This is a genomic window from Devosia sp. 1635 (genome assembly GCF_013185955.1).
Taxonomy (GTDB): Bacteria; Pseudomonadota; Alphaproteobacteria; order Rhizobiales; family Devosiaceae; genus Devosia.
Map to the genome: position 1 here is coordinate 166,892 of NZ_JABAOM010000005.1, position 26,120 is coordinate 193,011.

24 protein-coding genes are annotated in these 26,120 nt (G+C 62.6%); 20 read left to right on the plus strand and 4 right to left on the minus strand.

What is annotated here, in order from left to right; all coding sequences use genetic code 11:
- The first annotated feature begins 56 nt into the window (after positions 1-56).
- A complete protein-coding gene (locus tag HRU92_RS17010) occupies positions 57-1,196 on the plus strand; it encodes an FAD-dependent monooxygenase (RefSeq protein WP_172122261.1) in 1,140 nt (379 codons plus the stop codon).
- Positions 1,197-1,251: 55 nt separating this feature from the next.
- Here the strand turns inward: HRU92_RS17010 and HRU92_RS17015 are convergent, their stop codons facing one another.
- Together HRU92_RS17015 and HRU92_RS17020 are read right to left on the minus strand one after the other, a co-directional pair.
- A complete protein-coding gene (locus tag HRU92_RS17015) occupies positions 1,252-2,352 on the minus strand; it encodes a Gfo/Idh/MocA family oxidoreductase (RefSeq protein WP_172122263.1) in 1,101 nt (366 codons plus the stop codon).
- Between the two features lie 173 nt (positions 2,353-2,525).
- Positions 2,526-3,506, minus strand: coding sequence for a DUF808 domain-containing protein (locus HRU92_RS17020; RefSeq protein WP_172122264.1), 981 nt, complete (start codon positions 3,504-3,506; stop codon positions 2,526-2,528).
- A 259-nt stretch (positions 3,507-3,765) separates the two neighbouring features.
- On the opposite strand from HRU92_RS17020, the gene HRU92_RS17025 reads away from it, so the two are divergent.
- The 17 genes from HRU92_RS17025 to HRU92_RS17105 all read left to right on the plus strand — a co-directional run bounded on the left by HRU92_RS17025 (position 3,766) and on the right by HRU92_RS17105 (position 21,339).
- Positions 3,766-5,301: an ABC transporter substrate-binding protein gene (locus HRU92_RS17025; protein WP_127751823.1), complete on the plus strand. Its 1,536-nt coding sequence runs from the start codon at positions 3,766-3,768 to the stop codon at positions 5,299-5,301.
- A gap of 89 nt (positions 5,302-5,390) precedes the next feature.
- The gene (locus HRU92_RS17030) at positions 5,391-6,332 is read left to right on the plus strand and encodes an ABC transporter permease (RefSeq protein WP_172122266.1); all 942 of its coding nucleotides are present in this window, start codon (positions 5,391-5,393) and stop codon (positions 6,330-6,332) included.
- Positions 6,333-6,376: 44 nt separating this feature from the next.
- Positions 6,377-7,195 carry an ABC transporter permease gene (locus HRU92_RS17035; protein WP_248307232.1) on the plus strand — a complete coding sequence of 273 codons (819 nt, stop codon included), beginning with the start codon at positions 6,377-6,379 and terminating at the stop codon, positions 7,193-7,195.
- Positions 7,195-8,415 (plus strand): amidohydrolase/deacetylase family metallohydrolase, encoded by a 1,221-nt coding sequence (locus HRU92_RS17040; RefSeq protein WP_172122270.1) that lies wholly within the window; start codon positions 7,195-7,197, stop codon positions 8,413-8,415. Before HRU92_RS17035 ends, HRU92_RS17040 begins: the two co-directional genes overlap by 1 nt.
- Complete coding sequence (locus HRU92_RS17045) at positions 8,412-9,431, plus strand: ABC transporter ATP-binding protein (RefSeq protein ID WP_173088761.1); 1,020 nt, start codon at positions 8,412-8,414, stop codon at positions 9,429-9,431. The genes HRU92_RS17040 and HRU92_RS17045 overlap by 4 nt, the downstream gene beginning before the upstream one ends.
- On the plus strand, positions 9,428-10,399 hold the full coding sequence (locus HRU92_RS17050; protein WP_173088763.1) for an ABC transporter ATP-binding protein: 972 nt from the start codon (positions 9,428-9,430) through the stop codon (positions 10,397-10,399). Before HRU92_RS17045 ends, HRU92_RS17050 begins: the two co-directional genes overlap by 4 nt.
- Positions 10,400-10,419: 20 nt before the next feature.
- Positions 10,420-10,911: a RidA family protein gene (locus tag HRU92_RS17055; protein ID WP_127751828.1), complete on the plus strand. Its 492-nt coding sequence runs from the start codon at positions 10,420-10,422 to the stop codon at positions 10,909-10,911.
- Between the two features lie 66 nt (positions 10,912-10,977).
- On the plus strand, positions 10,978-12,174 hold the full coding sequence (locus HRU92_RS17060; RefSeq protein ID WP_172122273.1) for an aminotransferase class V-fold PLP-dependent enzyme: 1,197 nt from the start codon (positions 10,978-10,980) through the stop codon (positions 12,172-12,174).
- A 44-nt stretch (positions 12,175-12,218) separates the two neighbouring features.
- Positions 12,219-13,007, plus strand: coding sequence for an IclR family transcriptional regulator (locus tag HRU92_RS17065; RefSeq protein ID WP_172122275.1), 789 nt, complete (start codon positions 12,219-12,221; stop codon positions 13,005-13,007).
- A gap of 104 nt (positions 13,008-13,111) precedes the next feature.
- Positions 13,112-13,426 (plus strand): metalloregulator ArsR/SmtB family transcription factor, encoded by a 315-nt coding sequence (locus HRU92_RS17070; RefSeq protein WP_127751831.1) that lies wholly within the window; start codon positions 13,112-13,114, stop codon positions 13,424-13,426.
- Positions 13,423-13,764: an SRPBCC domain-containing protein gene (locus HRU92_RS17075; protein ID WP_172122277.1), complete on the plus strand. Its 342-nt coding sequence runs from the start codon at positions 13,423-13,425 to the stop codon at positions 13,762-13,764. The genes HRU92_RS17070 and HRU92_RS17075 overlap by 4 nt, the downstream gene beginning before the upstream one ends.
- Before the next feature lie 36 nt (positions 13,765-13,800).
- Entirely contained in the window at positions 13,801-14,424 is a 624-nt protein-coding gene (locus HRU92_RS17080; RefSeq protein WP_127751833.1) for an ATP-dependent Clp protease proteolytic subunit, read from the plus strand.
- Between the two features lie 277 nt (positions 14,425-14,701).
- Positions 14,702-15,109: an Hsp20/alpha crystallin family protein gene (locus HRU92_RS17085; protein ID WP_248305214.1), complete on the plus strand. Its 408-nt coding sequence runs from the start codon at positions 14,702-14,704 to the stop codon at positions 15,107-15,109.
- 12 nt (positions 15,110-15,121) lie between these two features.
- Positions 15,122-17,512 carry an endopeptidase La gene (lon, locus tag HRU92_RS17090; RefSeq protein ID WP_349236666.1) on the plus strand — a complete coding sequence of 797 codons (2,391 nt, stop codon included), beginning with the start codon at positions 15,122-15,124 and terminating at the stop codon, positions 17,510-17,512.
- Positions 17,513-17,765: 253 nt separating this feature from the next.
- Complete coding sequence (locus HRU92_RS17095) at positions 17,766-18,425, plus strand: response regulator transcription factor (protein ID WP_172122279.1); 660 nt, start codon at positions 17,766-17,768, stop codon at positions 18,423-18,425.
- Between the two features lie 123 nt (positions 18,426-18,548).
- On the plus strand, positions 18,549-20,039 hold the full coding sequence (locus HRU92_RS17100) for an alginate export family protein (protein ID WP_172122281.1): 1,491 nt from the start codon (positions 18,549-18,551) through the stop codon (positions 20,037-20,039).
- Entirely contained in the window at positions 20,020-21,339 is a 1,320-nt protein-coding gene (locus tag HRU92_RS17105) for a serine hydrolase (RefSeq protein ID WP_172122283.1), read from the plus strand. Before HRU92_RS17100 ends, HRU92_RS17105 begins: the two co-directional genes overlap by 20 nt.
- A gap of 60 nt (positions 21,340-21,399) precedes the next feature.
- Here HRU92_RS17105 and HRU92_RS17110 read toward each other — a convergent pair whose 3' ends face one another.
- Together HRU92_RS17110 and HRU92_RS17115 are read right to left on the minus strand one after the other, a co-directional pair.
- The gene (locus HRU92_RS17110; protein WP_248307214.1) at positions 21,400-22,038 is read right to left on the minus strand and encodes a hypothetical protein; all 639 of its coding nucleotides are present in this window, start codon (positions 22,036-22,038) and stop codon (positions 21,400-21,402) included.
- A 76-nt stretch (positions 22,039-22,114) separates the two neighbouring features.
- On the minus strand, positions 22,115-22,981 hold the full coding sequence (locus HRU92_RS17115) for an alpha/beta hydrolase (RefSeq protein WP_173088765.1): 867 nt from the start codon (positions 22,979-22,981) through the stop codon (positions 22,115-22,117).
- A gap of 435 nt (positions 22,982-23,416) precedes the next feature.
- Here HRU92_RS17115 and HRU92_RS17120 point away from each other — a divergent pair, with 435 nt between their 5' ends.
- Entirely contained in the window at positions 23,417-24,391 is a 975-nt protein-coding gene (locus HRU92_RS17120) for a tripartite tricarboxylate transporter substrate binding protein (RefSeq protein WP_172122287.1), read from the plus strand.
- 155 nt (positions 24,392-24,546) lie between these two features.
- Positions 24,547-25,929 carry an MmgE/PrpD family protein gene (locus HRU92_RS17125; RefSeq protein ID WP_172122289.1) on the plus strand — a complete coding sequence of 461 codons (1,383 nt, stop codon included), beginning with the start codon at positions 24,547-24,549 and terminating at the stop codon, positions 25,927-25,929.
- Positions 25,930-26,120: the final 191 nt, after the last annotated feature.

A 26,120-nucleotide genomic window follows, 5' to 3' on the forward strand; every position in this document is an offset into this window, starting at 1 on the left:
GTTGACATAGCGTGTGATCCATATGTAAGCAAGCGTTTACATACGGGAGAAATGCTATGACTACAGCAATAAACACCCTGATCGTCGGCGCCGGCCCGGCGGGCCTCGCCACTGCCATCAGCCTGGCGCAAGCCGGCGTGGAGTTCCGTATTGTCGATGCCTTGCCGCAGGCGCAAAACACCTCCAGGGCCGCGGTTATCCACGCCGCAACGCTGGAAACCCTGGGGCGGCTCGGGGTGGCCGAACCGCTGATTGCCCAGGGCATCAAGGCGCCCCAATTCAAGGTTCGCGACCGCGACAAGGTGCTGCTCGAGGCCGAGTTCTCGGTGCTGGACAGCCCGACGCCCTTTGCGCTGATGATCCCGCAGGACGAAACCGAAGCGATCCTGACCGCGCGGCTCGAACAATTGGGCCACTGCGTGCGCCGACCGGCGGAGGTCACCCAGTTGGTGCGTGATGGGGACAGGGTCCTCGCCACCTTCAACGATAAAGCCGGCCAGGCGGACGTTTTGGCGCGGTTCGTCGTCGGGGCCGATGGCGAGAAAAGCCTCGTCCGCGCAGCGGCGGGCATTGGATTTCCGGGGGAGACCTATGGTTCGTTCCTGCTGGCCGATGTCCACATGGACTGGCCCATCGCGACGAGCGAAGTCAGCTTGTTTTTTGCCCAAGGCGGCACGCTGGTTGTTGCCCCCATGTCCCGGTCCCGCTTCCGGGTGGTCGCGCAACTGGCAAACGCGCCGTCCCAGCCAAGCATCGCGGATGTGACGCGTGTGCTCGAGCTGCGCGGTCCCAGCAGTGGCGTCAAGGTTCATGAGGTGATCTGGGGCTCGCGCTTCCAGGTCCACCACAAGCTCGCCGATCGTTTCCGCGCCGGCCCGTTCCTCCTGGTTGGCGATGCCGCCCATGTCCATAGCCCGGCCGGCGGGCAGGGCATGAACTTGGGACTTCGCGATGCCGAAGCGCTGGCCTCCGCCTTGGCCGGTTTCCTGCATCAGGGCGGCACCGGGCTTGACGATTTTGCCCGGCAACGACGGGCAATGGCACAACAGGTCCTGAACCGCACGGGTCGGTTGACGAAGCTGGCGACCCTGCAAGCGCCAGCCCCGCGATGGCTGCGCGATCGCCTCCTTGCCGTAGCGGGCCAATCGCCATGGATCCGCAGACGCATCGCGCAAATGCTCGCCGGCTACGCCTAGGCAGCGTCTGGCGCAGCAGCGCTAGGGGAGCGGCATCCTCCTCGATGCTTGTGTGCTAAGCCAAGCGACCCTCGGCGAGCGAAGTGCTGATCGGTGCCGGTCGCTCCACGCTGGTGGTCATTTCCACATGCCGGCCGGTCTCCATGGAAGTGCCGAAGGCTTCCATCACTTCGAGCACATGCAGGGCCAATTCGCCGCTGGCGCGATGCGGCCGATTGCTGCGCAGTGCATGCGCCATGTCAGCCAAGCCAATGGAGCGGTAATTGGTGCCCTCGCCATAGGGAAGGGACGTCTCCACATTTTCCCATTCCCCGCCCTTGCGCAACAGCTCGACCTGGCCGCCGAAATGATTGGGATCGGGCACCAGCAGGGTGGCATTGGTGCCATAAAGCTCGAGCGGCACATGGCGGTGGCCAGCCACGTCAAAGCTCATGGTGATCTGCACCACCGCCCCGTTTTGGAAGATCAGCGTGCCGCTCACATGGGTGGGCACATGCACGGGGATCACCTCGCCGGCGCGCTCCTTGGCGGTGATGGTGCGGGTGCTGACCGGGGTGGCGGTAGCGCCGGCAACGCGCGCTACCGGGCCGAGGAGATTGACCAGATCGGTGATATAGTAAGGCCCCATATCGAGCATGGGGCCGCCGCCAACCTCATAATAAAAGGCGGGGTTAGGGTGCCAGCGCTCATGGCCCGGGCACATGAAATATGCGGTGCCGCCTACTGGCGTGCCGAGCACGCCTTGGTCCACCAGGGCCCGGGCGGTCTGGTGTGAACCACCAAGGAAGGTGTCGGGGGCGCAGCCAAGGCGCAGATTGTTGGAGCGGGCGGCGGCAACCAGCTGCTGGCCCTCGGCAAAGGAAATGCCCAGGGGCTTTTCCGAATACACATGCTTGCCCGCGCCCAGCGCCCGCAAGCCCACTTCCAGATGGGCTTTGGGGATGGTGAGGTTGAGTATGATGTCGACCGCGGGGTCGGTGAAAATGGCATCGAGCGTCGTGGCCCGCAGCCCATATTCATCCGCCTTGGCCTGGGCCACCGCGGGATTGAGGTCGGCCACTGCGGCGATGTCGAGGATGGGGAAGTGCTTGCTGGCCTCGATATAGGCCGAGGAAATCTTGCCCGTGCCAATGATGCCGATGCCGACGCGTTCCATGATCAATGCTCTTCTTGGGTGCTGAGGGAAGTCTCCGGCGGTTCAAGTCAGCAGTCGCAGGGTGCATGCAGATCTTCTCCCTGCGACTGAAATGCTGAATAGACAGACGGCGTTGCTTCCTTTCCTAGCACATGAGGAGTGTGCCGCAAGCAGGTGCAAGTAATCCCCGTGAACTAGGCTCGCACGGCCCTGGCGCCGGGGAGCAGCTTCTTGATCTGGGTCCAGAGCGGGGAAATCACATAGCCCACGACGGGGATCGCGACTGCACCCACAACCAGGCCGGCAATGGCATAGCCAAGTGTTTCGACCACCCAGCCGACCACGCCGCCAAGGGACGCGGCCGCGGCCACCGCTGCGTCGTGGATCAGGTCGCCCACCCCGTGCAGCCCGAAATCGTGCACCCCATGCACGATGATGCTGCCGCCCACCCAGATCATGGCAGCAGTGCCGACAATGGTCAGGCCGGTCATGAAATAGGGCATGCCCTTGACGATTGCACGCCCGATAGCTCGAGTGAAGCTGCCGCCGCGATGGGCCATCCAGAGGCCAGCATCGTCGGCTTTCACGATCAGCGCGACCGCACCATAAACGGCAGCCGTGATCCCGACGGCCACCAGGAAAAGCACGATGGCTTGGGTGACAAAGCTTTCGCCTGGCAGTTCGGCCAGAGCAATCGCCATGATCTCAGCGGACAAGATGAAATCGGTCTTGATGGCGCTGCCGACCTTGGTGTCTTCCATGTTGGTGGGGCTAAGGGCCACCGGTTCCAGCCCGGTTTCGTGCGCATGGGCGGCTTTGGGTGCCATCAGATGCCAGATTTTTTCGGCGCCTTCATAGCAAAGATAGGCGCCGCCCAGCATCAGCAGGGGCGTGATGGCCCAGGGCAGGAAGGTCCCCAGGATCAGGGCCGCCGGCAGCAGGAAGATCAGCTTGTTCTTGATCGAGCCGCCCGCGATCTTGCCCACGATCGGCAATTCACGATCCGCGGTAAACCCGGTGAGGTATTTGGGAGTAACTGCCGCATCGTCGATCACGGCGCCGCTGGCCTTGAGTCCGGCCTTCATCGCCATGCCCGCGACATCATCGAGTGACGCCGCCGCCACTTTGGCGATGCCGGCGATATCGTCGAGCAGACCGATTAAACCAACGCTCATTGCATGCGGCTCCTTTGCTAGTGGCTTGATGCCATCTCTTGCTGGCCAACTACAAAGCTCAACCGCGCGATACGTTGCCACCCGCGGCGCTTAGCAGCAGGCCCTCAGGCCTAGCATGACAGGAATGCAGCCTTTGCCCACCCCCAGGAGCGGCCCAGCCTCTTTTTGCGCGGACGCTTGACCAAATTAGCTCGAAGTGAAACCATCAGTCCGTAAGAACAACATATGTTCCACTGTTGTGGAACATGGAGGGATTGGAATGAGGCATTTTGCTCTAGCATTGGCGACCAGCCTGGTTGCCCTGTGTTCCGCCAACGGTCTGGCCTATGCCCAGACGGCTGGCGGGATCGTGGATGTGGCAACCATCGGGGAGCCGCCAACGCTCGATCCGATGGCTTCGACAGCCGACTTGGTCGGCATTGTCAGCCAGCATATGTTCGAAACGCTCTACACCTTCGATGCCCAGTGGGGCACCACCCCATTGCTCGCCGCAGCAATGCCCGAAATTTCGGAAGACGGCACCGTTTATACCATCCCGCTGCGCACCGGCATCAAGTTCCACGACGACAGCGTCATGACCTCGGCCGATGTGGTCGCATCGCTTGAGCGCTGGATGAAGATTGCCACCCGCGGTAAGCAGGCAGCCGAAGTCATCACCGACATCGCCGCAACCGACGACGCCACGGTCACTATCACGCTGAGCAAGCCTTACGCCCCACTGCTGCCGCTCCTTGCCTTCAACAACGCGGCCGCAATCATCATTCCGGCGGCCAATGCCAGCCAGGACCCGCTCGAAAGCTTCATCGGCACCGGTCCCTACAAGCTCGAGCAGCGCGTTCCTGACCAGTATATCCAGCTCGTGCGCTTTGACGGCTACCAGTCGCTTGAAGGCGAGGGCAATGGCTATGGCGGTGCGCGGCACCAGTATCTCGACGAAATCCGCTTCGTGCCGGTCCCCGATCCCAACACGCGCATCGGCGCGGCAGTGGCTGGCCAGTACGACTATGTCGATCAACTGCCGGTCGAGGCTTTCGACCAGATCAGCGGTGGCGCCACCGAACCGGTCGTTTTTGCGCCATTCGGCTGGCCCGTGTTCATGATGAACCATTCCGAAGGCCTCGCCTCCGACATCCGGGTGCGCAAGGCAATCCAGGCGGCGCTCGCGCCCGAGGACATGTTGTTTGCCGCCTTTGGTTCGGACGAGTTCTTCACCGCCGAGGGTGCTTGGTATCCCGAAGGCTATGCCTGGCATTCCGATGTTGGCACCGAAGCCTACAAGCCCATGGGCGACACCGAAACAGCCAAGGCCCTGCTGGCGGAAGCCGGCTATGATGGCTCCAAGCCGCTGCGCATCCTGACCAGCCGCCAGTATGAGTTCCACTACAAGATGGCACTGGTTGCCCAGTCCTACCTGGAAGCTGCCGGCTTCAAGGTGCAAATGGACGTGGTCGAGTGGGCGACGCTCACCACCAATCGCGCCGATCCGGCCCTTTGGGATGTCTACATCACCCACAGCCCGTTCCTGCCCGAGCCTTCGCTGATGGGCATCATGTCCGACACCGGCCCTGGCTGGTGGGTGAGCGATGCCAAGCACAAGGTCCTGGAAGCCTTTAATGCCGAAAGCGATCCGGCCAAGCGCGCCGAGTTGTTCGTTGAGGTCCAAAAGGTCATCTATGACGAAGTACCCGGCTACAAGGTCGGCAACTTCAATGCCCTGGCCGCACAGAACCCGGCTCTCGACGGCGTAACACCCGCTCCATGGCCCTATTTCTGGAATGCCTATCTGACCGAATAGGTCCCTATCCGGCTTCGTGCCGCCTGTCGCGTCTTCGGTCGCGGCAGGCCTTTTGTCCATCAGCTTCGACGGGGATTTTCCAGAGCATCATGATCCGCTCCGCACTCAACCGCATATTCGGCATGTTGGTCGTAATGGCGCTGGTGGTTACCATCGTGTTTGTCATTGTGCGCGTGACGCCCGGCGATCCCGCAGCCGTCATGCTCGGCCCCGACGCAACCGCAGCCGATATTGCCAGCCTGCGCCAGCGCCTTGGCCTAGATGCTTCCATTCCGCAGCAATTCATCAGCTATGTCGGGGGCGTACTGCGCGGCGATTTCGGACAGTCCATCTTCCTCAACATGCCGGTGACCACAGCGCTGATGCAGCGCGCGGAACCGACCTTTTTCCTGACGATATTTGCCCTGCTGATCGCGACCCTGATCGCCTTGCCCGTTGGCGTGCTGTCGGCCTATTGGCGCGGCTCGGTGTTTGACCAGGCAGCAACCGCACTTGCCATGTTCGCGGCCTCGGTCCCCAGCTTCTGGCTCGGGTTGATCTTCATGCAGGTTTTTGCCGTGCAGCTTGGGTGGTTCGATACCTCCGGCTATGGCGGCCCTGGCGCCAGCTTTGGCGAACGGATGCATCACCTGGTGCTGCCCGCGACGACCCTTGGCCTGATCAGCTCGGCGCTGATCACCCGGTTCACCCGCGCCTCGATGCTCGATGTCCTAAACGATGATTATGTGCGCACCGCCCGCTCCAAGGGAATGAGCGAGTGGCGTGTCGTGGTCAAGCATGCGCTCAAGAACGCCCTGATCCCGATCCTAACCGTGATTGGCCTGACCGCAGCCCTGCTGATCTCGGGCGCTATCGTTACTGAAACCGTGTTCGGCCTGCCCGGCGTGGGCAGCCTCATTGTTTCAGCCGTGCTGCGCCGCGACTATCCCTTGATCCAGGGTGCCCTGCTGGTGGTGGCCGGGCTTTATGTCCTCGTCAATTTCATCATCGACATGCTCTACCTCCTCGTCGACCCTCGGGTGCGTTACTGATGGCTGCTGTTGCACAAAGCGGGTTTCGCGAACCCAATCTGCTGATGAAGATCGCCAGCCGCCCCACGGCGTTGGCGGGCTTGGTGATTATCGTCACCATGATCCTGCTGGCTTTGCTGGCGCCGGTTATTTCGCCCTATGACCCCGCGCAATTGTCAGTGCGCAACCGGCTGCAGCCACCGAGCTGGCTGCATCTGTTCGGCACCGACGATCTGGGTCGCGACATCCTTACCCGCGTGCTGTATTCGGGTCGCACCTCGATCGCGGTTGGCTTTGCCGTGGTGATTTTCGCCTCGGTAATCGGGGTGTTCCTGGGGCTGATGTCGGGCTTTTTCCGCAGGCTCGATACGCCAGTGTCGCGCCTGATCGACGCTATGATGGCCTTTCCCGATATCCTGCTCGCCATTGCCTTGGTGGCGGCGCTGGGGGCGTCGGCGACCAATGTGGTAATCGCGCTTGGCGTGGTTTATGCGCCTCGGCTTGCTCGCGTCGTGCGTGCCTCGACGCTCGTCATCCGCGAACTGCCCTATGTGGAAGCGGCGCGGGCACTTGGCGTGCCAACGCATGTTACCCTGGTGCGCCACGTCCTGCGCAACGTCACCTCGCCCCTGCTGGTGCAGGCAACCTTCATCTTTGCCAATGCCATCCTCGCCGAAGCCGGGCTGTCGTTCCTGGGCGTCGGCATTTCACCCGATATCCCCACCTGGGGCACCATGATTTCCGTAGGCCGCCAGTATCTGGAACAGGCCCCCTGGATCATGTGGTTCCCGGGCGGCGCCATCATCCTCACCGTACTTTCACTGCAACTCGTGGGCGATGGTCTGCGCGATTTTCTTGATCCGCGCCTCGCCAAGGATGTCTGATGTTCGATAACCGTTTCAAACCGCAAGCGCAGAACCTCTTGATCAAGGGCGCCAAGCCCGTCGGCTTCGCCCAGCCGGAACTGCCGCCGGTTCTCGATGTGCTGGTTGGCGCCGATGGGGCCATTCTCGATATCGGCGCGAGCCTGGCGGCTGACAACGCCAAGACCGTTGCCGCCAACGGCGCCTTCATTTCACCTGGCTGGACCGATCTGCATGCCCATGTCTGGTATGGCGGCACCGATATCTCCATTCGCCCCGAACAGGGCGGCGCGGCGCGTGGCGTCACCACCATCGTCGATGCGGGATCGGCCGGCGAAGCCAATTTCCATGGCCTTCGCGAATTCATCATCGAGCCGGCGCGCGAGAACATCTACGCCTTTCTCAATCTCGGCTCGATTGGCCTCGTCGCCTGCAACCGCGTGACCGAGCTGCAGGACATGCGCTCGATCGATCTCGATCGCACCATCGCCGTGATCCGGGAAAACCGTGACGTCATCATTGGCATCAAGGTTCGCGCCAGCGCGGTGATCTCGGGCGGCTGGGACCTGGTGCCGCTCAAGCTGGCCAAAAAACTGAGCCGCGTGCTTGATCTGCCGGTAATGGTGCATGTCGGCGAGCCCCCTCCGCTTTATGATGACGTGCTGGGCCTGTTGAGCGAGGGCGACATCGTCACCCACTGCTTCAACGGCAAGCAGGGCGGCTCGATCATCGAGGACGATGATCTGTTCCGGCTGGCCGAAGACGCCGCCAAGCGCGGCATCATCCTCGATGTCGGCCATGGCGGCGCGTCGTTCTCGTTTGATGTCGGCAAGGCCGCGCTCGAGCGGGGTCTGCTGCCCAACACCATTTCCACGGATCTGCACAATCGCTCGCTCGACACTTCGGTATGGGATCTCGCCACCACGATGAGCAAGCTGCTCTCGCTGGGCATGGGCATGGAGGATGTGGTCATCGCCTCGTCCACGGCGCCCAAGCGCGCGATCCGCAAGCCGGCCGACAATCTGCTGGCCAAGGGCAAGCCGGCCGAGTTCACCTTGTTCGACCTCGTCGATGGCGATCTGGTGGTGACCGATAGCCAGGGCGCCACGAGCACGCTGCATCAGACCTTTGAGCCACGCTACGCCATTCTGGGGGCCGAGGCCGTGGTTGCACATCGCCACCACCCGATTCCCGCCGGAGCGCCGGGCCACAAATGCCCCAGCTGCGGGTGGACTGCATGACGGGAACGCTGCCAGCAGACACCATCCTGTCGGTTCGTGACCTTCGGACCTGGTTCGAGAGCAAGCGCGCCACCGCCAAGGCGGTGGACGGGGTAACCTTTGATCTCAAGCGCGGCAAGACGCTCGCCGTGGTCGGGGAATCGGGCTCGGGCAAATCGGTCACCAGCCTGTCGATCATGGGCTTGCTGGCCAAGCCGGGACGCATTGCCGGTGGCGAGATCCTGTTCCGCGATCGCAAGGAGAAGGTGCACGATCTGGCGCGTTTCGCGCCCAGCCAGTTCCGCGCCATGCGGGGCAGCGAAATCGCGATGATCTTCCAGGAGCCGATGACCTCGCTCAACCCGCTTTATACGGTGGGCGACCAGATCGGCGAGATGATCTCGCTCCATACCCGTCTGAGCCGCAGCGAGGCGCGGGCCAAGGCCCTCGAAATGCTCCAGCATGTGGAGATCCCCGATGCGGCGCGGCGCCTGGATGACTACCCGCACCAGATGTCGGGCGGCATGCGCCAGCGCGTGATGATCGCCATGGCGCTCAGCTGCGACCCCTCGCTGCTGATCGCCGACGAGCCGACCACCGCGCTCGACGTGACCATCCAGGCGCAGATCCTCGATCTCCTGCAGCGCCTGCAGGCGCAGCTCGGCATGTCGATCCTCTTCATCACCCACAATCTTGGTGTGGTAGCCGAGATCGCCCATGACGTCGTGGTCATGTATGGCGGGCGCGTGGTGGAACAAGCGCCAGTCAATGCGCTGTTCGCCCACCAAAAGCACCCCTACACCAAGGGACTGCTGGCCTGCACGCCCGATGCGACACGCGACCTTGGGCAGGACGGCGAGCGCCGGGCGCTGTATTCCATTCCCGGCTCGGTTCCCCCCATCACCAATCTGCCGCCAGGCTGTGCCTTCGAGCCGCGCTGCCCCATGGCCATCCCAGCCTGCCGAGCGGCCCTGCCGCCCTTGATCCCGGCAGGACCAGACACCTTCTCGCGCTGCATCAGGACCCATGAGCTATGATTGAGGCAGTCGATACCAAGCCCCTTCTGAGCCTGCGCGGGCTGACCAAGCATTTTGGCGGCCGCAACGGCCAGATCGTCCATGCCGTCGAAGATGTGAGCTTTGACATTGCGCGCGGCACCACCGTGGGTCTTGTCGGTGAAAGCGGCTCCGGCAAAACCACTGCCGGGCGCTCGATCCTGCGGCTCGTTGAGCCCACCAGCGGGCAGGCGATCTTTGATGGCACCGACATCTTTGCGCTCAAGCCCCGCGAGATGAAAGAGTGGCGCAAGCGCCTGCAGATCGTCTTCCAGGACCCCTATTCGAGCCTCAATCCGCGGTTGCGCATCGATGCCATCATCGGGGAAGCCCTTGATGCCCGCGGTTATCCGCGCGGGACCAAGCGGCGTGAACGCATTGCCGAATTGCTGACCCTGGTTGGCCTACCAGCCGATTATTCCCGGCGCTTTCCGCATGAATTTTCAGGCGGCCAGCGCCAGCGCATCGGCATTGCCCGCGCCCTGGCAGTTGAGCCCGATTTCATCGTTGCCGACGAGCCGGTTTCCGCGCTCGACGTTTCGGTGCAGGCGCAAGTGCTGAACCTGCTCAGCGAGTTGCAGCAGCGGCTTGGTCTGACCATGCTGTTCATTGCCCATGATCTAAGCGTCGTTGAATATCTCTGCGATGAAGTCGTGGTGATGTATCTCGGCCGGGTGATGGAGCGCGGCCCCTCGCGCCAGGTTTACGCCCATCCGCGCCATCCCTATACGCGGGCCTTGCTCGCGACCGCTCCCGTGCCCGATCCAACCCGCAAGCGCACCCATGTGCCCCTGCAGGGCGATATTCCTTCGCCGATCAATCCACCCTCGGGCTGTGTGTTCCGCACGCGTTGCCCCATGGCCATCGAGGCTTGCGCGCGGGTCGTTCCGCCCGTCGAGCATATCGGCGCCAATCATCACGTCGCCTGCATTCGCCACGGCGAGCTATAGTATTTGTTGGAGTTCCATTTATGAGCATTTCCGAGCTGGCCACGCGCCCGGATGCGTCCCCCTATGAGCGGCTCAAGGCGCTGGGGATCGTCTTGCCCGCAGCGCCCTCGCCGATCGCCAATTTCGTGACCCATGTGATCGATGGCAAGCTGTTGTTTCTGTCAGGGCAGGGGCCAACCGAGACCGACGGCACGCTCCATACCGGCAAGGTGGGCGCCGATGTTTCGGTTGATGCGGCCTATGCCCATGCCCGCCTTACCGGCATCAATCTGATTGCCGTGATGCAGGCGGCCTTGGGCGATCTGGGGCGCGTGCGCCGCATCGTCAAGCTGCTCGGCATGGTCAATGCGACGCCCGATTTCGAGGCCCATCCCGCTGTCATCAATGGCTGCTCGGATCTGATGATCGAAGTGTTCGGCGAGCAAGGGGTGCATGCGCGCTCCGCCGTGGGCTTTGGCTCGCTGCCCAACCAGATCACCGTGGAAATCGAAGCCATCGTCGCCTTTGACTGAGCCGATCCGGCCCAACCCAATCGCTGCCGCATCAACCGGGCAGCCCATCAATCGAGAGTTATTTGCATGACACAGGATATTCGCAGCCAGCTGGGACTTCGTCCGGTGATCAACGTTTCGGGCACCATGACCTCCCTGGGCGCCTCGATCGTCGTTCCCCAAGCCGTGGATGCCATTACGCGCGTCCTCACCGAGTTCGTGGAAATGGGCGCCCTGCATCGACGGGCCAGCGACGCTATCGCCGAACTGACGGGTGCCGAGGCCGGCTTTGTCACCGCTTCATGCTCGGCGGCGATCAGTCTCGCTGTGGCGGCCGCGATTACGGGCGACAATCTCTGGGCGATCGAGCAGCTTCCCGATGCGGGCAGCCTCAAGAATGAAGTCCTGATCCAGACCGGCCATATGGTCAGCTATGGCGCGCCGGTGGAACAGGCCATTCGCATTGCCGGCGGCAAGGTGGTGCCGGTCGGCCAGGCCACCAGCGCCCACGGCTATCAGCTTGAAGGCGCCATCACCGAGCGGACTGTTGCTGCGGTGTTTGTTGTGTCGCACCACGTCGTCGATTACGCGCAGATCCCGCTCAAGACCTTCGCCGAGATTTGCCATGCCCGCGGCGTCAAGGTGATCGTCGACGCCGCATCCGAATACGACCTGCGCAAGTTCCTGGCCGATGGCGCTGATGTGGTGCTGTACTCGGGCCACAAGTTCCTGGGTGGGCCGACCTCGGGTATCTGCGCCGGCGACAAGGAATTGATCCGCAACATCTACCTGCAGAACCGCGGCATCGGCCGGGGCATGAAGGTGGGCAAGGAAGGCATTGCCGGCGTCATCGCGGCTCTGGAAGCCTGGAAAGTGCGCGACCACGACGGCATCCGCGCGCGCGAACAGGCCGCACTCGATCTCTGGCTTGAAACCCTGGCCGACAAGGCCGGCGTAACCGCCACCATTGTGCCCGATCCCACCGACAATCCGCTGGATCGACTTAAGGTGACGATCAATCCAGAACTGGCACGCATCACGGCCTGGGACCTTGCCCGCGCCCTAGCAACCGGGCCGCGCCCCATCATCGTGCGCGACCACGAAGCCGAGCATGGGCACTTCTTCCTCGACCCGTGCAATCTGCACCCCAATGAAGAAACCGTCGTGGCCGAACGGCTGGTCGAAGAGCTCGAAGCGGCCCGCGGCTCCAATGAAATCATTGCCACGCCAATCCATGAACATTGGCGTGCGCAAGAGGCTGCTATATTGAAGTGGCTCGACTAAACGCCTAGACGGGCGGCACATCGGTTGAACGACGGGACAGAGTAGTGAGCGACATCCTTAGTGCAACTGAGCCGGTTCGCCGTACGCGCACCAGCGGCATCGATCGGGCGCTGCAGATCTTTGATCATCTGCAGCAGCTCGAGCGATCCGCCACTGCCTACGAAATCGCGAGAGCGGTCGGCGCGCCGCTCTCGACCATTTATGCAATCATCGACGATCTCGTCGACAAGGATCTGCTGGACCGCGACAGCAACGGGCTGATCTGGTTTGGCCCGCGGATGTATCATTATGGCTTGAGCTATGCGCGCAGCCTCGATTTGCTGAGCGCGGCGACCCAGGAGATGCACGAACTGGCGCGGCTGTCGGGCGAGACGGTGCAGATCTGCGGCCGCGACCAGGACATGATGGTGGTGCTGGCCATGGAAGATGGCACCGGTCAGTTCAATGTCAGCTCTCGAGTGGGCTCGCGCAGCCCGCTCAACTGGACCGCTTCGGGCAGGCTGCTGGTCGGCCACCTGCCACGCGACGAACTGCTGGGCATCTTCGCGCGCTCCGCCCGCGTGTCCCCGACCGGCCGGGCCGAAACCGACCCGGCGGTGCTCGCCGACAATGCCCATGAGGCGCTGGCGCAGGGCCTCTCCATCCAGGCCGGCGAGTCCGATTATGCCGTAGCCTGCATCGCCGCACCCGTCTTGGATCGGAGCGGTCACTGCCACGCCACCATGTCGATCGTGGTACCCGAACACAAAGTGCAGCAAAAAGACCCCGATCTCATCGCCCTGGTGCGCGACAGCGCTCGCCGGGTGGAAAGCCGGCTGGGCTGGCTGCGCTGAGATTGCCGGGTATGGCGTGGCGGCCTACCCGGATTGCAGTTTCATCAAATCCCTCCACAACACCACCTTGCCGCGACACATAAGTCTGTGCTTATGTGTTGGACATGAGTGACGTGGATATCTTCAAGGTCCTGGCTGATCCGACCCGTCGTGGTGTGCTCGAGCGGCTTGCTGCCGCCGAAATGACGGCGACCGAACTGAGACAGGGCCTCGCGATATCCCAACCCGCTATGTCGCAGCACCTGGCAGTGCTGCGTCAGGCGGGTTTGATCAGCGAGCGGCGCGAGGGCCGTTTCGTCAACTACCGCGTTGAACCCGATGGTTTGGCGCCACTGCATCAATGGCTGGCTCGATATCGCGCCTTCTGGCCTGATCGCATCGAGTCCCTCAAGGATGTGCTCAAGGAGATGGACCAGTGAAGATCGATGCAGATGCCTTGGTGTTCGAATGCGCGCTCGAGGCCGCTCCTGAACAGGTGTGGCGGGCGCTGACCATCCCGGTGTTGCTGGAGCGCTGGCTGCGCCCTGCGCCGGGCCTGGAGCTTTCAGTGGTCAACGCCGAGGAAAACCGTACCCTCACCTATCGCTGGCGCGAGCAGGGGCAGGGGGCCGTCCTCGGGGCAGAGGAAAGCCTCGTGACCTTCGAGCTCACCCCAACCCCTGAAGGCGGAACCTGGCTGACCCTGACCCACGCCCCACTGCTTGCCCCGGCCGGCGCCAATGATAACCGGCGCGGCCCCCTGATGCTGGCCGCCTGACCTTAGCCAAACCGCAAGTTCGAACGGAGATCGCCGATGCGCGACATGATGCAGCTCGTCCCTATGGTCGTGGAACAATCCAGCCGCGGCGAGAGATCGTTTGATATCTATTCGCGCCTGCTGCGCGAGCGGATCATCTTCGTCAATGGCGAAGTCGAGGACAACATGGCCTCGCTGGTCTGCGCGCAGTTGCTCTTTCTTGAGGCGGAAAACCCTAAAAAGGAGATCTACCTCTACATCAACTCGCCCGGTGGGGCGGTGACCTCGGCCATGGCGATGTATGACACGATGCAGTTCATCAAGGCGCCGGTGGGAACGCTGTGCATGGGCATGGCGATGTCCGCGGGATCGTTCCTCTTGATGGCGGGCGCGCCGGGCAGCCGCATCTGCCTGCCCAATGCGTCGATCATGCTGCACCAGCCGAGCGGCGGCTTTCAGGGCAAGGTCACCGACATTCTCCTGCATGCCGAGGAAAGCATGCGCCTTAAGCGGCGGATGCATAATCTTTATGCCAAGCATTGCGGCCGCACCTATGAGGAAGTGGAGAAGGCCCTCGAACGCGACAATTTCATGACCCCCGAACAAGCCCGCGACTGGGGACTGGTAGATCATGTTTACCATGATCGCAGTGAAATCGAGGGCGGCGAAGCGCAGCCCTGAACCCAACATGTAGGGGGAACGCCCGGGGCCACCCCCTTGGGCACCCCTTCTTTCCTGCACTTTGGCGGGCCCGGCAGCGTGCTGCGCGGCGAGCGAGGATCGGAACCAGACCGGGCACGAGCGCATTGCCCGCAATAATGCCCGCCTACCCCAATGGGGTGGGCCCGCTCCGTCCGGTGTGACGGCGGCACGCCAAGAACCCGGCAAAGCCTTCCCGCCGCACCGACAGACATCAAGCCTAGATGTGCCGGCAAAGCCAAGCGCGTGGAGAGCACGAATGGCAAGAACAGACTCTCCCAACTGGATGCTTTCCGAAGCGCTTGAGGCGCTGGCCCGCGCCGAACGCATCCAATCCCAGTTCTTTCGCATCTCGACCGCGACGGCCGCGCGCGAGCCGCGCTGGGAACCGCCCATCGATGTGCTGGAAACCGAGCGCGAAGTTCTGGTCTTTGTGGCCTTGCCGGGTGTCGATCCTGAACAGGTGGAAGCCGGCATCGAAGACGGATCGCTGGTAGTGGCAGGCCGCCGGACCTTGCCGCCCGAACTGCGTGCGGCGGTGATCCATCGGCTGGAACTGCCGCAAGGGCGCTTTGAACGGCGCATTGCGCTGCCGCCTGGGCGTTATTCCGTGCGCCGCTTTGCCACCAATGGCTGCGTCGTGTTCAGCCTGACCAAGCTCGGGTGAGGAGATCGTGCCGTGACCGATACCCAGAATGCCCAAGGCGCCGCAAGCGACGACAAGCCCCTGGAACTGCCCAGCGATTCCCTGATCATCGTCGCGGTCCGGGACATGGTGCTGTTTCCCGGCATTGTTGTGCCCCTGACGCTGGGGCGCCCCAAATCGATTGCCGCGGCCCAGCAGGCGGTCAAGCAGGAACGCCAGATCGGCATCGTGCTGCAGCGCGATCCCCAGCAAGCCGATCCCGGTCCCGACGACCTGCACCGCACCGGCACTATGGCCAATATCGTGCGCTACATCACGGCCCCCGACGGGTCGCACCATCTGGTGTGCCAGGGCGTGCACCGGTTCCGCGTGCTCGATTACTTCCCTGGAACACCGTTCCCCGTTGCGCGCGTGCTTGATTTGCCTGAGGTTGATACGCGCTCGCCCGAAATCGAGGCACGTTTCCTCAACTTGCAGCGCCTTGCGGTTGAAGCCGTGCAGCTGCTGCCCCAGGTGCCCCAGGAATTGCTGGCCGCGATCCAGGGCACAACCTCGCCATCTCAGCTGGCGGATCTGGCAGCCGCCTATATGGACATGAAACCCGAGGAAAAGCAGGAGATCCTCGAAACCCTCGACGTCACGGCGCGCATGGACAAGGTTTCGCGCGTCCTGGCGCAGCGTGTCGAAGTGCTGCGGCTTTCCCAGGAAATCAGCCAGCAAACGCGAACCGCACTCAACGAGCGCCAGCGCGAAACCCTGCTGCGCGAGCAGATGGCAGCCATCCAGCGCCAATTGGGCGAGGACGAAGGCAAGTCCCAGGAAATTGCCGATCTCAATGAGGCGATTGCCAAGGCCGGCATGCCCGAAGAGGTGGAAAACCAGTGCCGCAAGGAATTGCGGCGCTATGAGAGAATGCCCGAAGCGGCCGGCGAAGCGGGCATGATCCGCACCTATATCGATTGGCTGATCGAGCTGCCCTGGACGCTGCCCGAGGAAAGCCCGATTGACATCGCGGCGGCTCGGCGCATCCTCGACGAGGACCATTTCGGGCTCGAAAAGATCAAGACCCGGATCATCGAGTATCTGTCCGTTCGCAAGCTCAACCCCGATGGCAAGGCGCCGATCTTGTGCTTTGTCGGCCCTCCCGGGGTCGGCAAGACCTCGCTAGGCCAATCCATTGCCCGGGCAATGAACCGGCCCTTCGTGCGCGTCAGTCTTGGCGGCGTGCATGACGAGGCGGAAATCCGCGGTCACCGCCGGACCTATATCGGCGCGCTGCCCGGCAACATCATCCAAGGCATCCGCAAGGCGGGGGCACGCAATTGCGTGATGATGCTTGATGAAATCGACAAGATGGGCCGGGGCGTCCAGGGCGATCCCTCCGCCGCCATGCTCGAAGTGCTCGATCCCGAGCAGAACCGGACCTTCCGCGACAATTATCTTGCCGTACCCTTCGATCTTTCGCGCGTGGTCTTCATCGCCACGGCCAATATGCTCGACACCATTCCCGGGCCGCTGCGCGACCGCATGGAAATCATCAGCCTCGCCAGCTACAGCGAGCCCGAAAAGCTGCAGATCGCCCGGCGCTATCTGGTCCAGCGGCAGCTGGAGGCCAACGGGCTGCGCCCCGACCAGGCCGAGATCGATGATGAGGCGCTCAAGGCCATCATCCACAGCTACACCCGTGAAGCCGGTGTGCGCGGCCTTGAACGCGAAATCGGTCGCGTCCTGCGCGGGGCCGCCATGCGGGTAGCCGAAGGCACGGCCGAAAAGGTCAGCATCAAGGCCGCCGATCTTGAGGAACTGCTGGGTCCTGCCCATTTCGAAAATGAAGTAGCGATGCGCACCGGGGTTGCCGGAGTGGCGACCGGCCTTGCCTGGACGCCGGTGGGCGGCGATATCCTCTTCATCGAAGCCACGCGCGTCCCAGGCAAGGGGGCGCTGATCCTCACTGGCCAGCTTGGCGATGTGATGCGCGAAAGCGCGCAGGCGGCGATGAGCCTGGTCAAGAGCCGTGCGGGCGTGCTGGGGATCGATCCTTTGCTGTTTGAAAAAAGCGACATCCATGTGCATGTGCCCGCGGGCGCTACGCCAAAGGATGGACCCAGCGCCGGGGTGGCGATGACGACGGCGCTGGTTTCGCTGCTGCTCGACCGCCGCGTGCGCAGCGATACGGCAATGACCGGCGAGATATCGCTGCGGGGTCTTGTGCTGCCGGTGGGCGGCATCAAGGAAAAGGTTGTTGCCGCGGCGGCTGCCGGGATCAAGCGGGTGCTGCTGCCAGCTCGCAACCGCCGCGACTATGAAGACATTCCCCAAGATGTGCGCGAGCGGCTTGAATTTGTCTGGCTCGAGAACATCGACCAAGCCGTTGCCGCCGCCCTAGAGCCCGCAGAAAGCGTGGCCGCAACCGCGGCTGAATAGCGGTTGCGCTCTGGCGCCCTCCCCGATTGGCAGGCTCGGTGGGACCGCCTGCCAGCGCCGTGATGTAAAACATCTTGGCGCAGCCATACTTGGCCGCTTGCCCAGATCGCGGCGACTCTCCGGCAAGTTTTAGGCTGTTTCTGCAGGCTTTAGTACATGAATACCCCTAAACCGATTAGGGGTGGCGCGGCGTATGGTTTGCTTTGATCAACAGGTTGTAGTGGGCATGGCATGTCGTCGGCGGAGATAGTCTATGGACTGGCCTCTGATCAGAATATTGGTGGCTGATGCATATCCGGTGGTCCGGAGTGGCCTGCATCGCTTCATCGGTGCCGAGCCTGGCCTTGAAGTGTGCGGCGAGGCAGGCAGCGGGCACGATGCCGTACAGCTTGCCCTTCAGCTGCGCCCCGATCTCGTGCTGCTCGACCCCGCCATGCAGGATCTGGCGGGCACCGGGATACTGGACCTGTTGCGCATCGACTGTCCCGAGTCCCAGGTTCTTATCTTCTCACTGCCAAGGGAGGAAAGCGAACTTCGTGAGCTGATCCTTGCCGGCGCCAAGGGGTGCGTGTTCAAGAACGACCCACCCGAGATCGTCATCAGCGCCATTCGTGCCCTCCATTTTGGCCGCCCATTTTTCTCGCCCGCGCTTTCTGAAGCGGAGCTACAGGCCTGCTTGCAACTCGCGTTGTGCCGGGCTGATGGAGGTGGCGGCGATGCCATGACGCCGCGCCAGCTCGAGGTTGTGCGCCACCTCGCCGAAGGTCTCGGCAATAAGGAGGTGGCCCAGCTGCTGGGGATCAGCATCAAGACCGTCGAGACGCACCGCGCCACCATCATGCGCAAGATCGGAGCACGCTCGGCGGTGGATCTGGTGCGCTACGCCATCCGCCATAACCTCAGCCCACTCTAGCTCCCCGCCAGCAACGCGAAGCTAAGTCTCTCAGGGAATCCCCGATTGTGGTTGGCTTGAGCCAGCCGAATACTGGCCGTGCCCGGCATCAAGCCGGAGTGTTACATCAGGTGGGTATCGGTTATGCCTCATCTTTGCGCCCAAGGCGCCACCACGATCCTGTTCTGCGCCAGTCTCGTTTTTGTTCCGGCTGCCTTGGGGCAGGACCGATCCAGCCAGGATGAAGCTAGCCAGGAACAAATTACTCAAAGCCAAGGCGGCAAGGACCCGCTGCTGCTGATCGACCAAAATGGCTTCATGCTGCGCGGACATCTGCAAGCCGGTGTGAACGGGGTCGTCGAGCACAATCTATTCTGGGATCTGGCCGATCTGGTTGCCCCCGGCGTCGATACCGACGCGCAATGGTTGGAGGGCTATATCGAGCCGGGGCTGAGCTTTACTCTTGATCTCGACAATTCGGTGGTACTTTACGGCAAGGTGTCCGCCATTGCCTCTGGCACCTTGGGCATTGACGCGTTCGATACCGGCAATACCGGGGCGATCACCCTCGAAGAAGGCTATCTGGCGCTCCGCACCACCAACCAGAACGGCCCGACCATCGATCTGTCGCTGGGGCCGAGGGATTTCGTTGCCGGCAGTGGCATGCTCCTGGCCAATGGCGGCTCGAACGGCTTTGAGCGCGGGGCCCTCAAGCTCGGACCGCACAAGGCGTGGGGCATGGCAGCCTTGGGCACGATCGGGCTCGATGACGTCAAGGGAACGGCATTTTACCTTGAGCCCAACGAGCAGCGCGACAACGAAACCGGCACCAAGATCGTCGGCGTCGATCTGCGCTATGACAAGACGACGCAAACTTTTGTCGGCGGCACGCTTGGCCATGTGCCGGAGTCCACGTCGCCCTATCCCAAAGCGGCACCCGGCGGCATCGGCGCGCCCGATTTGATCCCGGATGGACGCAAGGGGCTCAGCTTCATCAACCTTTATGGTCGCGGCAACCCGTTCAATCCGGAGAACGAGAGCTTCTTCCTGTCTGGCGACATCGCCTATGAATGGAACCCACGGATCGACATGTCGGCCTGGGGCGGGCGAGCGCAGATCGGCTACACCTTTGCCGATGCGCCCTGGACACCATCCCTGTCCTACACCTTCCAGACCTTTTCGGGCGACGATCCCACGACCTCGCGCTTCGAACGCTTCGATCCGCTGTATTACGAAGGCAGTCCCGATGCCTGGGCCACCGGCTCCAAGTCATCCCTGGTCTTCAACAATTCCAATGTCAACGCGCACCAACTGGCGCTTTCAGTCAAGCCGACCCAGGTGGATACGATTACGCTGCGTTACGCCCATATTCGGGCCAATGAGTTGGGCAGCCCAATTCAGTTCGGCCAGGGCGCAAGAACCATCGAAGTTAGTGGCCAGCCCTATCAGATCGCTGGCGTCACCAACGCCCATCTGAGCGACGATTTTTTCATCGAGTACAACCGCGTTCTGAGCCCCAATGCCTTTTTGACGGCCGGGTTCAGCGTGTCCATCCCGGGTGAAGGCATTCGCGAGATCACCCAGAAGGACACGATTTGGTCAGGAGGATTTGTCAATGTCGTGGTCAATTTCTAGGCTGAGCCTGAAGACGGGCCTGTTCTGCGCCCTGCTGGCGGTTCCGGCGCTGGCCCAAGATGCACCGGTGCTCAACGCCGCCGAATCTGACCCCAACAAGATGGGCTGGATGGTTGGGTCGCCGCCGCCTGAAGACAAGATCATCCGCGTCGATGATCCCGACGCCTATGCCTTTCCCAAACTGCGCTGGACGGTCTGCCATTTCCGCCAGCTGATGCCGACCGTTAATGTCAGCCGCGGGCTGACCGACCCCGTTCCGCTCGAGGAAGTGCTCGATCCCGCCATTGATGCGATCACCTTCACCCCTCTCGGGGGCGACACCACGATGACATGGGCGGAGTCGCTGCAGGCGAACTACTCGGACGGCGTCATCGTCATGCATGACGGTGTGGTGGTCTATAAGCGCTATTCAGGCTGCCTGACCGATTTGGGCCAGCATGCCCTGATGTCGGTGACCAAGTCGGTTACGGGCCTCCTGGGTGAAACGCTGGTGGTGGAGGGCAAGCTCGACGAGAATGCGACCGTCGGCTCGATCATCCCGGAGCTGGAGAACAGCGGTTTTGGCGATGCAACGGTGCGGCAGGTGCTCGATATGACCACCGCGCTCGACTATTCCGAAGACTATAACGACCCTAATTCCGATATCTGGACCTATTCGGCGGCGGGCAATCCTCTGCCCAAGCCCGCTGACTACAAGGGGCCCCGGACCTATTTCCAGTATCTGGAAACCGTCAAGAAATCCGGGGAACACGGGGAAGCCTTTGGCTATCGAACCATTAATTCCGACGTGATGGGGTGGATCATCTCCCGCGTCACCGGCAAGCCGATCAACGAGGTGCTTTCGGAACGCATCTGGAGCCAGATGGGCGCGGATCAGTCCGGGTACTACACGGTGGACTCGATCGGCACGCCCTATGCAGGCGGTGGCCTGAATGCCGGGTTGACCGATCTGGCCCGCATTGGCCAGTTGATGCTCGACAACGGCTCCATCAACGGCAAGCAACTGGTGCCCGAAGAAGCTATTACCAGTATCCGTGCGGGCGGCAGCCCGGAAGCCTTTGCCAAGGCCGGCTATGACCTGCTCAAGGGCTGGAGCTATCGGGCGATGTGGTGGATCACCAACAACCCCCATGGCGCCTTCATGGCCCGGGGCGTGCACGGCCAGTCCATCTATGTCGATCCCGAAGCCCGGATGGTGATCGCACGGTTCAGCTCCCATCCGCAAGCAACCAACTCGGCCAATGATCCGACGAGCCTGCCGGCCTTCGAGGCGCTCGGCAACTATTTTGCGACCAAGTAAGGCTTAGGCCTGTCCTGGCTCCGGGTGGGGTGCATATTCCCACCCGGACAAAGCGCTAGATCAGCGCAGCGGACCATCCCGCTCGAACTCTTCCCAGCCAATCAGCTGCGGCCGGGCCTCGTCAGGGCTGCTCTCTTGGGCAGCAGCAGTTGCGGTGCCACTCTGTTGCGCCCGCTTCACCTTGGCCTTCCAGGCCGCCTGCCGCCGGTTGTCGGCTCTGGTTGCCGCATCCTCTTCACGCCAGTTCACCACCATATCGCGATCAAGGATGTCCTCGACCTTGCGCGGGTCGAACACGTGGAAGGTGATCTTCTTGGCGCGGCCGGCCAGCTTGACTGTGCGGGTGCCAGCACTAGGCAGGCGACCATCCTTGAGCCAGCGGTGGCGCTCAGTGGTGGAGATCGTCAGGATATCCTCGATCTCGCGCGGGATCACCGGCAGGCTTTCAATACCTTCAAGGGCTTTGGCAACAATCGTCGACGCCGCCGTAAACTCAGCCCCGGCGGTGGGGGGCAGCTTCAGAACCAGCCGGCCGGCCTCTAGGTCGAGCGACTTCTTCACCGGGCCCGGCAGGCGCGCCCGGATTTCCAGCACAATCCCCTTGGCGCGCACAAAGGAGCCCAAAGTGGCGGCACTGGGCAGCGGCCATTCCTGGCGCAGCCAGTTGTCAGTGTTCATCTCGGCTTTGGGCTTGGGCATAACTTCTTATTAGGTGCTGCCGCAGCCAGCTTCAAGAACGGGCAGCCGCCCGAGACGGGCAAAGCTAGAAAGAACCTTAGTTGTCGAACATGCCCTTGGGCGCTTCACCCTTCAGGAATGGTTCGATGAATGCATGGAGCAAGTTGGCCTGCCCGATCACCGCGGTGTGGGAGGTCGCGGGCAAAACCGCGAGCCGCGATGCGGGCAGGGGATTGCCCAGATCGCCCATGGCCCCGCCACCGAGGAGGCGGAACATGGCCACCGAATGCTCAAGCGTCACCACATCTGCATCGCCGGTGATAATAAGCACCGGGTGCTTGAGTGCCTTCACATCCTCCTGCCAGGCCATGGGTTCATGCTCGAGCGCGATCAAGCGCTCCACAAAGGGGCGGAACGCCTCGGCGTTAGGCGCGAGTTTTTTCCACTCGTCCTCCATCGGAGTGCCCACAAACATTTCGGGCGTCATCGTGGGGATCATGGCGTGATATTCAGGCTGCGCGCCTGCCATGTCATAGGAAACCGAGGCAGCAACCAGCTGGTCCACCTTTTGCGGATGGCGAATGGCCAATTGCAGGGCCGCGGCCGAGCCCATGGAATAGCCGAACACATCGGCCTTTTCGAGCTCAACGGCGTCCATGAAGGCAGCGACATCGTCGGCCAGGTTGGGATAGGTGATCGGGCGATCGATGTCGTTGGTGCGCCCATGGCCCTGCAGCTCCACCGCATAAACCGTGTGGGTTTGGGCCAGCATGGGGATGATCTGCCCCATGGCGGGGATGTTCATATAAGCGCCGTGCAGCACCACCAGCGGCTCGCCCTGGCCCGACACCTCGTAATACATGCGCATGCCGTTCACCTCGGCATAGTCGCCCTTGGGCGCTTCCTGGGCATGGGCCAGGGCACCCGTCAACAGCAAGGCTGCAGCTATGGTGGCTCGGATCATCTTTGGACTCCTCAATATCGGTGGCGCGAGCATGGCTCACTCCAGCGACGATCTGGACGCCGAGGTTCCGACACGCTGCCAACAAAAGCGACAACAAACTGCATGCCCCGTGGGCGGGAATGCGTGGGCACCTCTGGAAGTCCGCAGGGCTTGAAGATAACCCCTGAGTTTCTCCTTGCGGAACGGTCCAACTTTGCTTGGGCTGACGCACGGCGACTGTAAGAGAATGTCCGTATTAGCTCACCGCAAGTCAGGGCAGGGACACTGATTTACGGCAAGCCCAAAAAGGGCCAGGACGGGTCGGCGCGAGGAATATGCAGCGCGAGCATGAGCGGCTATTCCGATATGCGAAATGCGGCCAAGGCATTTATCGGGCGCGGCAAGGTCATGGCAGAAACATGGACCTGAGCGCCAAAAGGGCCAACGGGAGGAAACATGACAAAACAATCCAAGATCGCATGCAGCGCAGCACTGGCAGTGCTGCTGAGCGCCGCCACAACTGCCCCTGGCCTGACGCAGGAGGCTTATCCCGTCGACACCGTCACCATGGTGGTGCCCTATGCGGCCGGTGGCGCCGGGGATATTGTGGGGCGCATTGTCGCTGACGAACTCAGCCGGCGACTGGGCGTCAACTTCGTGGTGGAAAATGTTGGCGGCGCCAGCGGCACCATTGGAGCAGAACAGGTCTCGCGCGCAGCTGCCGACGGCTCCACGCTGTTGCTGGGCGGCAATGCCATTTTCACCACGGCGCCGCATATGGCCGAAGTGGGTTTTGACCCCTTCGACGATTTCACCCCGATCGCCAATGTCAGCGAAGCCGTGCGCATGCTGGTCTCGTCCAAGACCCTGCCTGTGGCCACGCTGGAAGAGTTCATCGCCTATGGCAAAGAACACCCAGGCGAGCTGAACTACGGCTCGGTCGGCGTTGGCTCGACCGGGCATGTGGCCACGGTCGATATGCTTGATGCGATGGGGATCGAGGCAACTCACATCCCCTATACCGGTGCCGCCCAGGTGGTGCAGGCCGTGTTGGCGGGGGATGTACAGTTCATGATGGATGCCGCCGCCATTCCCCAGGTCCGCCAGGACGCGCTGACCCCGCTGGCCGTTCCCGGCCCTGATCGCCTGGCCGAGTTCCCCGATGTGCCTGCCCTGGCAGAGCAGGGGATTGACAGCATCAGCGGTACGGGCTGGCAGATGGTGATGGGCCCGGCCGGCATGCCAGCCGAAGTGGTTGCCATGATCGAGGACGCCCTCAAGGCCGCCAATGACACGCCCGAATTTGCCGACAAGCTGGTTAAGGCCGGCGTGTCGCCGCGCTTCATGCCCGGCTCGGAACTCGGTGCCGCATTGCAGGCTGAGTACAACCGGTTTGATGAAGTGCTGACCGAAATCGGCCTCGCAAAATAAGCGAGACTCCCCGTAGCCGGCGGCAATCTGCTGCCGGCTATATTTTTGCCGCCGGGCGCGAGGGGGCTGCTGCATTCCACCCGCGCCGCGCTGCAACTGCTCTGTACTTTACAACGGCCTTGCGGCCAGTTTTTCTTTGCGATCAAGGCTCACCCATGCCGAATTTGAGTTCCCAACTGGCCGAGTGGGCCGTTGGCTTTTCCCTCGATGATGCGCCCGCCGAGGTGGTTCACCACACCAAGCTGCGCATAGTTGACCTGGTTGGGGTGATGTTGGCCTCACATCGGCTGGGCCCGGTGGAAGCAGCGCGCCGCGCCCAGCAGGATGCCGATGGGGGGGGGCGGGGCGCGCAGGCCCTTGGCGAGGCTGCCGAAACCTCGCTGGCCGGCGCTGCCTTCATCAATGGCGTAGCTTCGGCGGTGCTCGAATTCGATGACACCCATATCGCGAGCAATATCCATCCAACGGGCGTTATTCTGGCTGCGGCACTGGCCGAAGCGCACAAGACGCCCCAGACCGGCCGGCAACTGCTTGAAGCGGTTCTGGTTGGCTCCGAAATCCTGTGCCGCCTAGGCTTGGTTTCCCCGGTGCGCATGCATGAAGTGGGTTTCCACCCGACCAGCGTTTATGGCGTTTTTGGCGCCGCTTATGCAGTAGCCCGGCTCCGTGGCCTGCCGGTCGGCGTCATGGCCGATGCGGTTGGAACAGCCGCCAGCCTGTCAGCGGGCTCGATCAGCGCCTTTCAGGACGGTGCCGACAGCAAAACCCTCCATGTCGGCTTTGCCGCAGCGGCGGGCATCCGCGCCGTTGCCCTGGCGCAGCAGGGTCTGACGGGGCCATCGGCCGTGTTCGAGGGTAATTTTGGCTGGTACAAAAGCCATGTTCAGTCCGATGTGCAATTCCGCTTTGACACCCTTGTTGAGGGGCTGGGTTCGCGCTGGGAAGTGCTCAATATCGCGCCCAAGCTATACCCATGCGCCTATACGATGATGCCCTTCATTACGGCCGCGCTGGAATTGCGGGCGCAGCACGACTTCGCCCTCGAGGACATCGCCGAAATCCGCTGCGAGATCATGCGGCGCTCCTTCCGCACCGTTTGCGAGCCGGTTGAGGACAAGCGGCGTCCGCGCACCTCCTGGCACGGCCGCATCAGCCTGCAGCATACGGTGGCGGAAGCGCTGGCCTTGGGGCGGTTCAACAAGTCTTCCTACAGCAAGGAAAGCCTGGGCAATCCGGTCATCAATGCACTCGCCGACAAGGTTGTGCATGTGGCCGATCCGCTGGCCGATGCCGACACTTCGCGCTCGCGTGCAGTGGTGACCCTGGTGATGGCCGATGGCAGGAGCCTCACCCATACGGTGGAGGACATGGTCGGCACACGCCGCAACCCTGCGCCTGACAGTGTTTACTTCGCCAAGTTCCACGCCAATGTCGATGACGTTATCGGCGCGGATCGGGCGAACGCCCTCCTGGCATCGCTGTTGCGGCTCGAGCGCGCCGACGACATCAACGACCTGTTTGCCAAGCTCAAAGCGTGATGACCGGTTCTCGTGTCCCAGGCGACTTCGCGGGGGCGCGTGAACTGGACCGGCCGGGCAACACATCCGGCAGGGCAGGCACCACCGTGCCTGCCAGCCCCTAGCGATCCCAAGCCATGCACACCGATCCGGTCGCCGTCGCCTAGGCTGGCTTCCCGCAGCTCGGGCAACCGGCCGTTTGCTCGACCGTC

What these genes read in the sequence shown, in the direction of transcription:
- HRU92_RS17010 (WP_172122261.1), top strand. Translation starts at nt 57, where the DNA reads ATGACTACAGCAATAAACACCCTGATCGTCGGCGCCGGCCCGGCGGGC.
- HRU92_RS17015 (WP_172122263.1), bottom strand. Translation starts at nt 2,352, where the DNA reads ATGGAACGCGTCGGCATCGGCATCATTGGCACGGGCAAGATTTCCTCG.
- HRU92_RS17020 (WP_172122264.1), bottom strand. Translation starts at nt 3,506, where the DNA reads ATGAGCGTTGGTTTAATCGGTCTGCTCGACGATATCGCCGGCATCGCC.
- HRU92_RS17025 (WP_127751823.1), top strand. Translation starts at nt 3,766, where the DNA reads ATGAGGCATTTTGCTCTAGCATTGGCGACCAGCCTGGTTGCCCTGTGT.
- HRU92_RS17030 (WP_172122266.1), top strand. Translation starts at nt 5,391, where the DNA reads ATGATCCGCTCCGCACTCAACCGCATATTCGGCATGTTGGTCGTAATG.
- HRU92_RS17035 (WP_248307232.1), top strand. Translation starts at nt 6,377, where the DNA reads ATGAAGATCGCCAGCCGCCCCACGGCGTTGGCGGGCTTGGTGATTATC.
- HRU92_RS17040 (WP_172122270.1), top strand. Translation starts at nt 7,195, where the DNA reads ATGTTCGATAACCGTTTCAAACCGCAAGCGCAGAACCTCTTGATCAAG.
- HRU92_RS17045 (WP_173088761.1), top strand. Translation starts at nt 8,412, where the DNA reads ATGACGGGAACGCTGCCAGCAGACACCATCCTGTCGGTTCGTGACCTT.
- HRU92_RS17050 (WP_173088763.1), top strand. Translation starts at nt 9,428, where the DNA reads ATGATTGAGGCAGTCGATACCAAGCCCCTTCTGAGCCTGCGCGGGCTG.
- HRU92_RS17055 (WP_127751828.1), top strand. Translation starts at nt 10,420, where the DNA reads ATGAGCATTTCCGAGCTGGCCACGCGCCCGGATGCGTCCCCCTATGAG.
- HRU92_RS17060 (WP_172122273.1), top strand. Translation starts at nt 10,978, where the DNA reads ATGACACAGGATATTCGCAGCCAGCTGGGACTTCGTCCGGTGATCAAC.
- HRU92_RS17070 (WP_127751831.1), top strand. Translation starts at nt 13,112, where the DNA reads ATGAGTGACGTGGATATCTTCAAGGTCCTGGCTGATCCGACCCGTCGT.
- HRU92_RS17080 (WP_127751833.1), top strand. Translation starts at nt 13,801, where the DNA reads ATGCGCGACATGATGCAGCTCGTCCCTATGGTCGTGGAACAATCCAGC.
- HRU92_RS17085 (WP_248305214.1), top strand. Translation starts at nt 14,702, where the DNA reads ATGGCAAGAACAGACTCTCCCAACTGGATGCTTTCCGAAGCGCTTGAG.
- HRU92_RS17095 (WP_172122279.1), top strand. Translation starts at nt 17,766, where the DNA reads ATGGACTGGCCTCTGATCAGAATATTGGTGGCTGATGCATATCCGGTG.
- HRU92_RS17100 (WP_172122281.1), top strand. Translation starts at nt 18,549, where the DNA reads ATGCCTCATCTTTGCGCCCAAGGCGCCACCACGATCCTGTTCTGCGCC.
- HRU92_RS17105 (WP_172122283.1), top strand. Translation starts at nt 20,020, where the DNA reads ATGTCGTGGTCAATTTCTAGGCTGAGCCTGAAGACGGGCCTGTTCTGC.
- HRU92_RS17110 (WP_248307214.1), bottom strand. Translation starts at nt 22,038, where the DNA reads ATGCCCAAGCCCAAAGCCGAGATGAACACTGACAACTGGCTGCGCCAG.
- HRU92_RS17115 (WP_173088765.1), bottom strand. Translation starts at nt 22,981, where the DNA reads ATGATCCGAGCCACCATAGCTGCAGCCTTGCTGTTGACGGGTGCCCTG.
- HRU92_RS17120 (WP_172122287.1), top strand. Translation starts at nt 23,417, where the DNA reads ATGACAAAACAATCCAAGATCGCATGCAGCGCAGCACTGGCAGTGCTG.
- HRU92_RS17125 (WP_172122289.1), top strand. Translation starts at nt 24,547, where the DNA reads ATGCCGAATTTGAGTTCCCAACTGGCCGAGTGGGCCGTTGGCTTTTCC.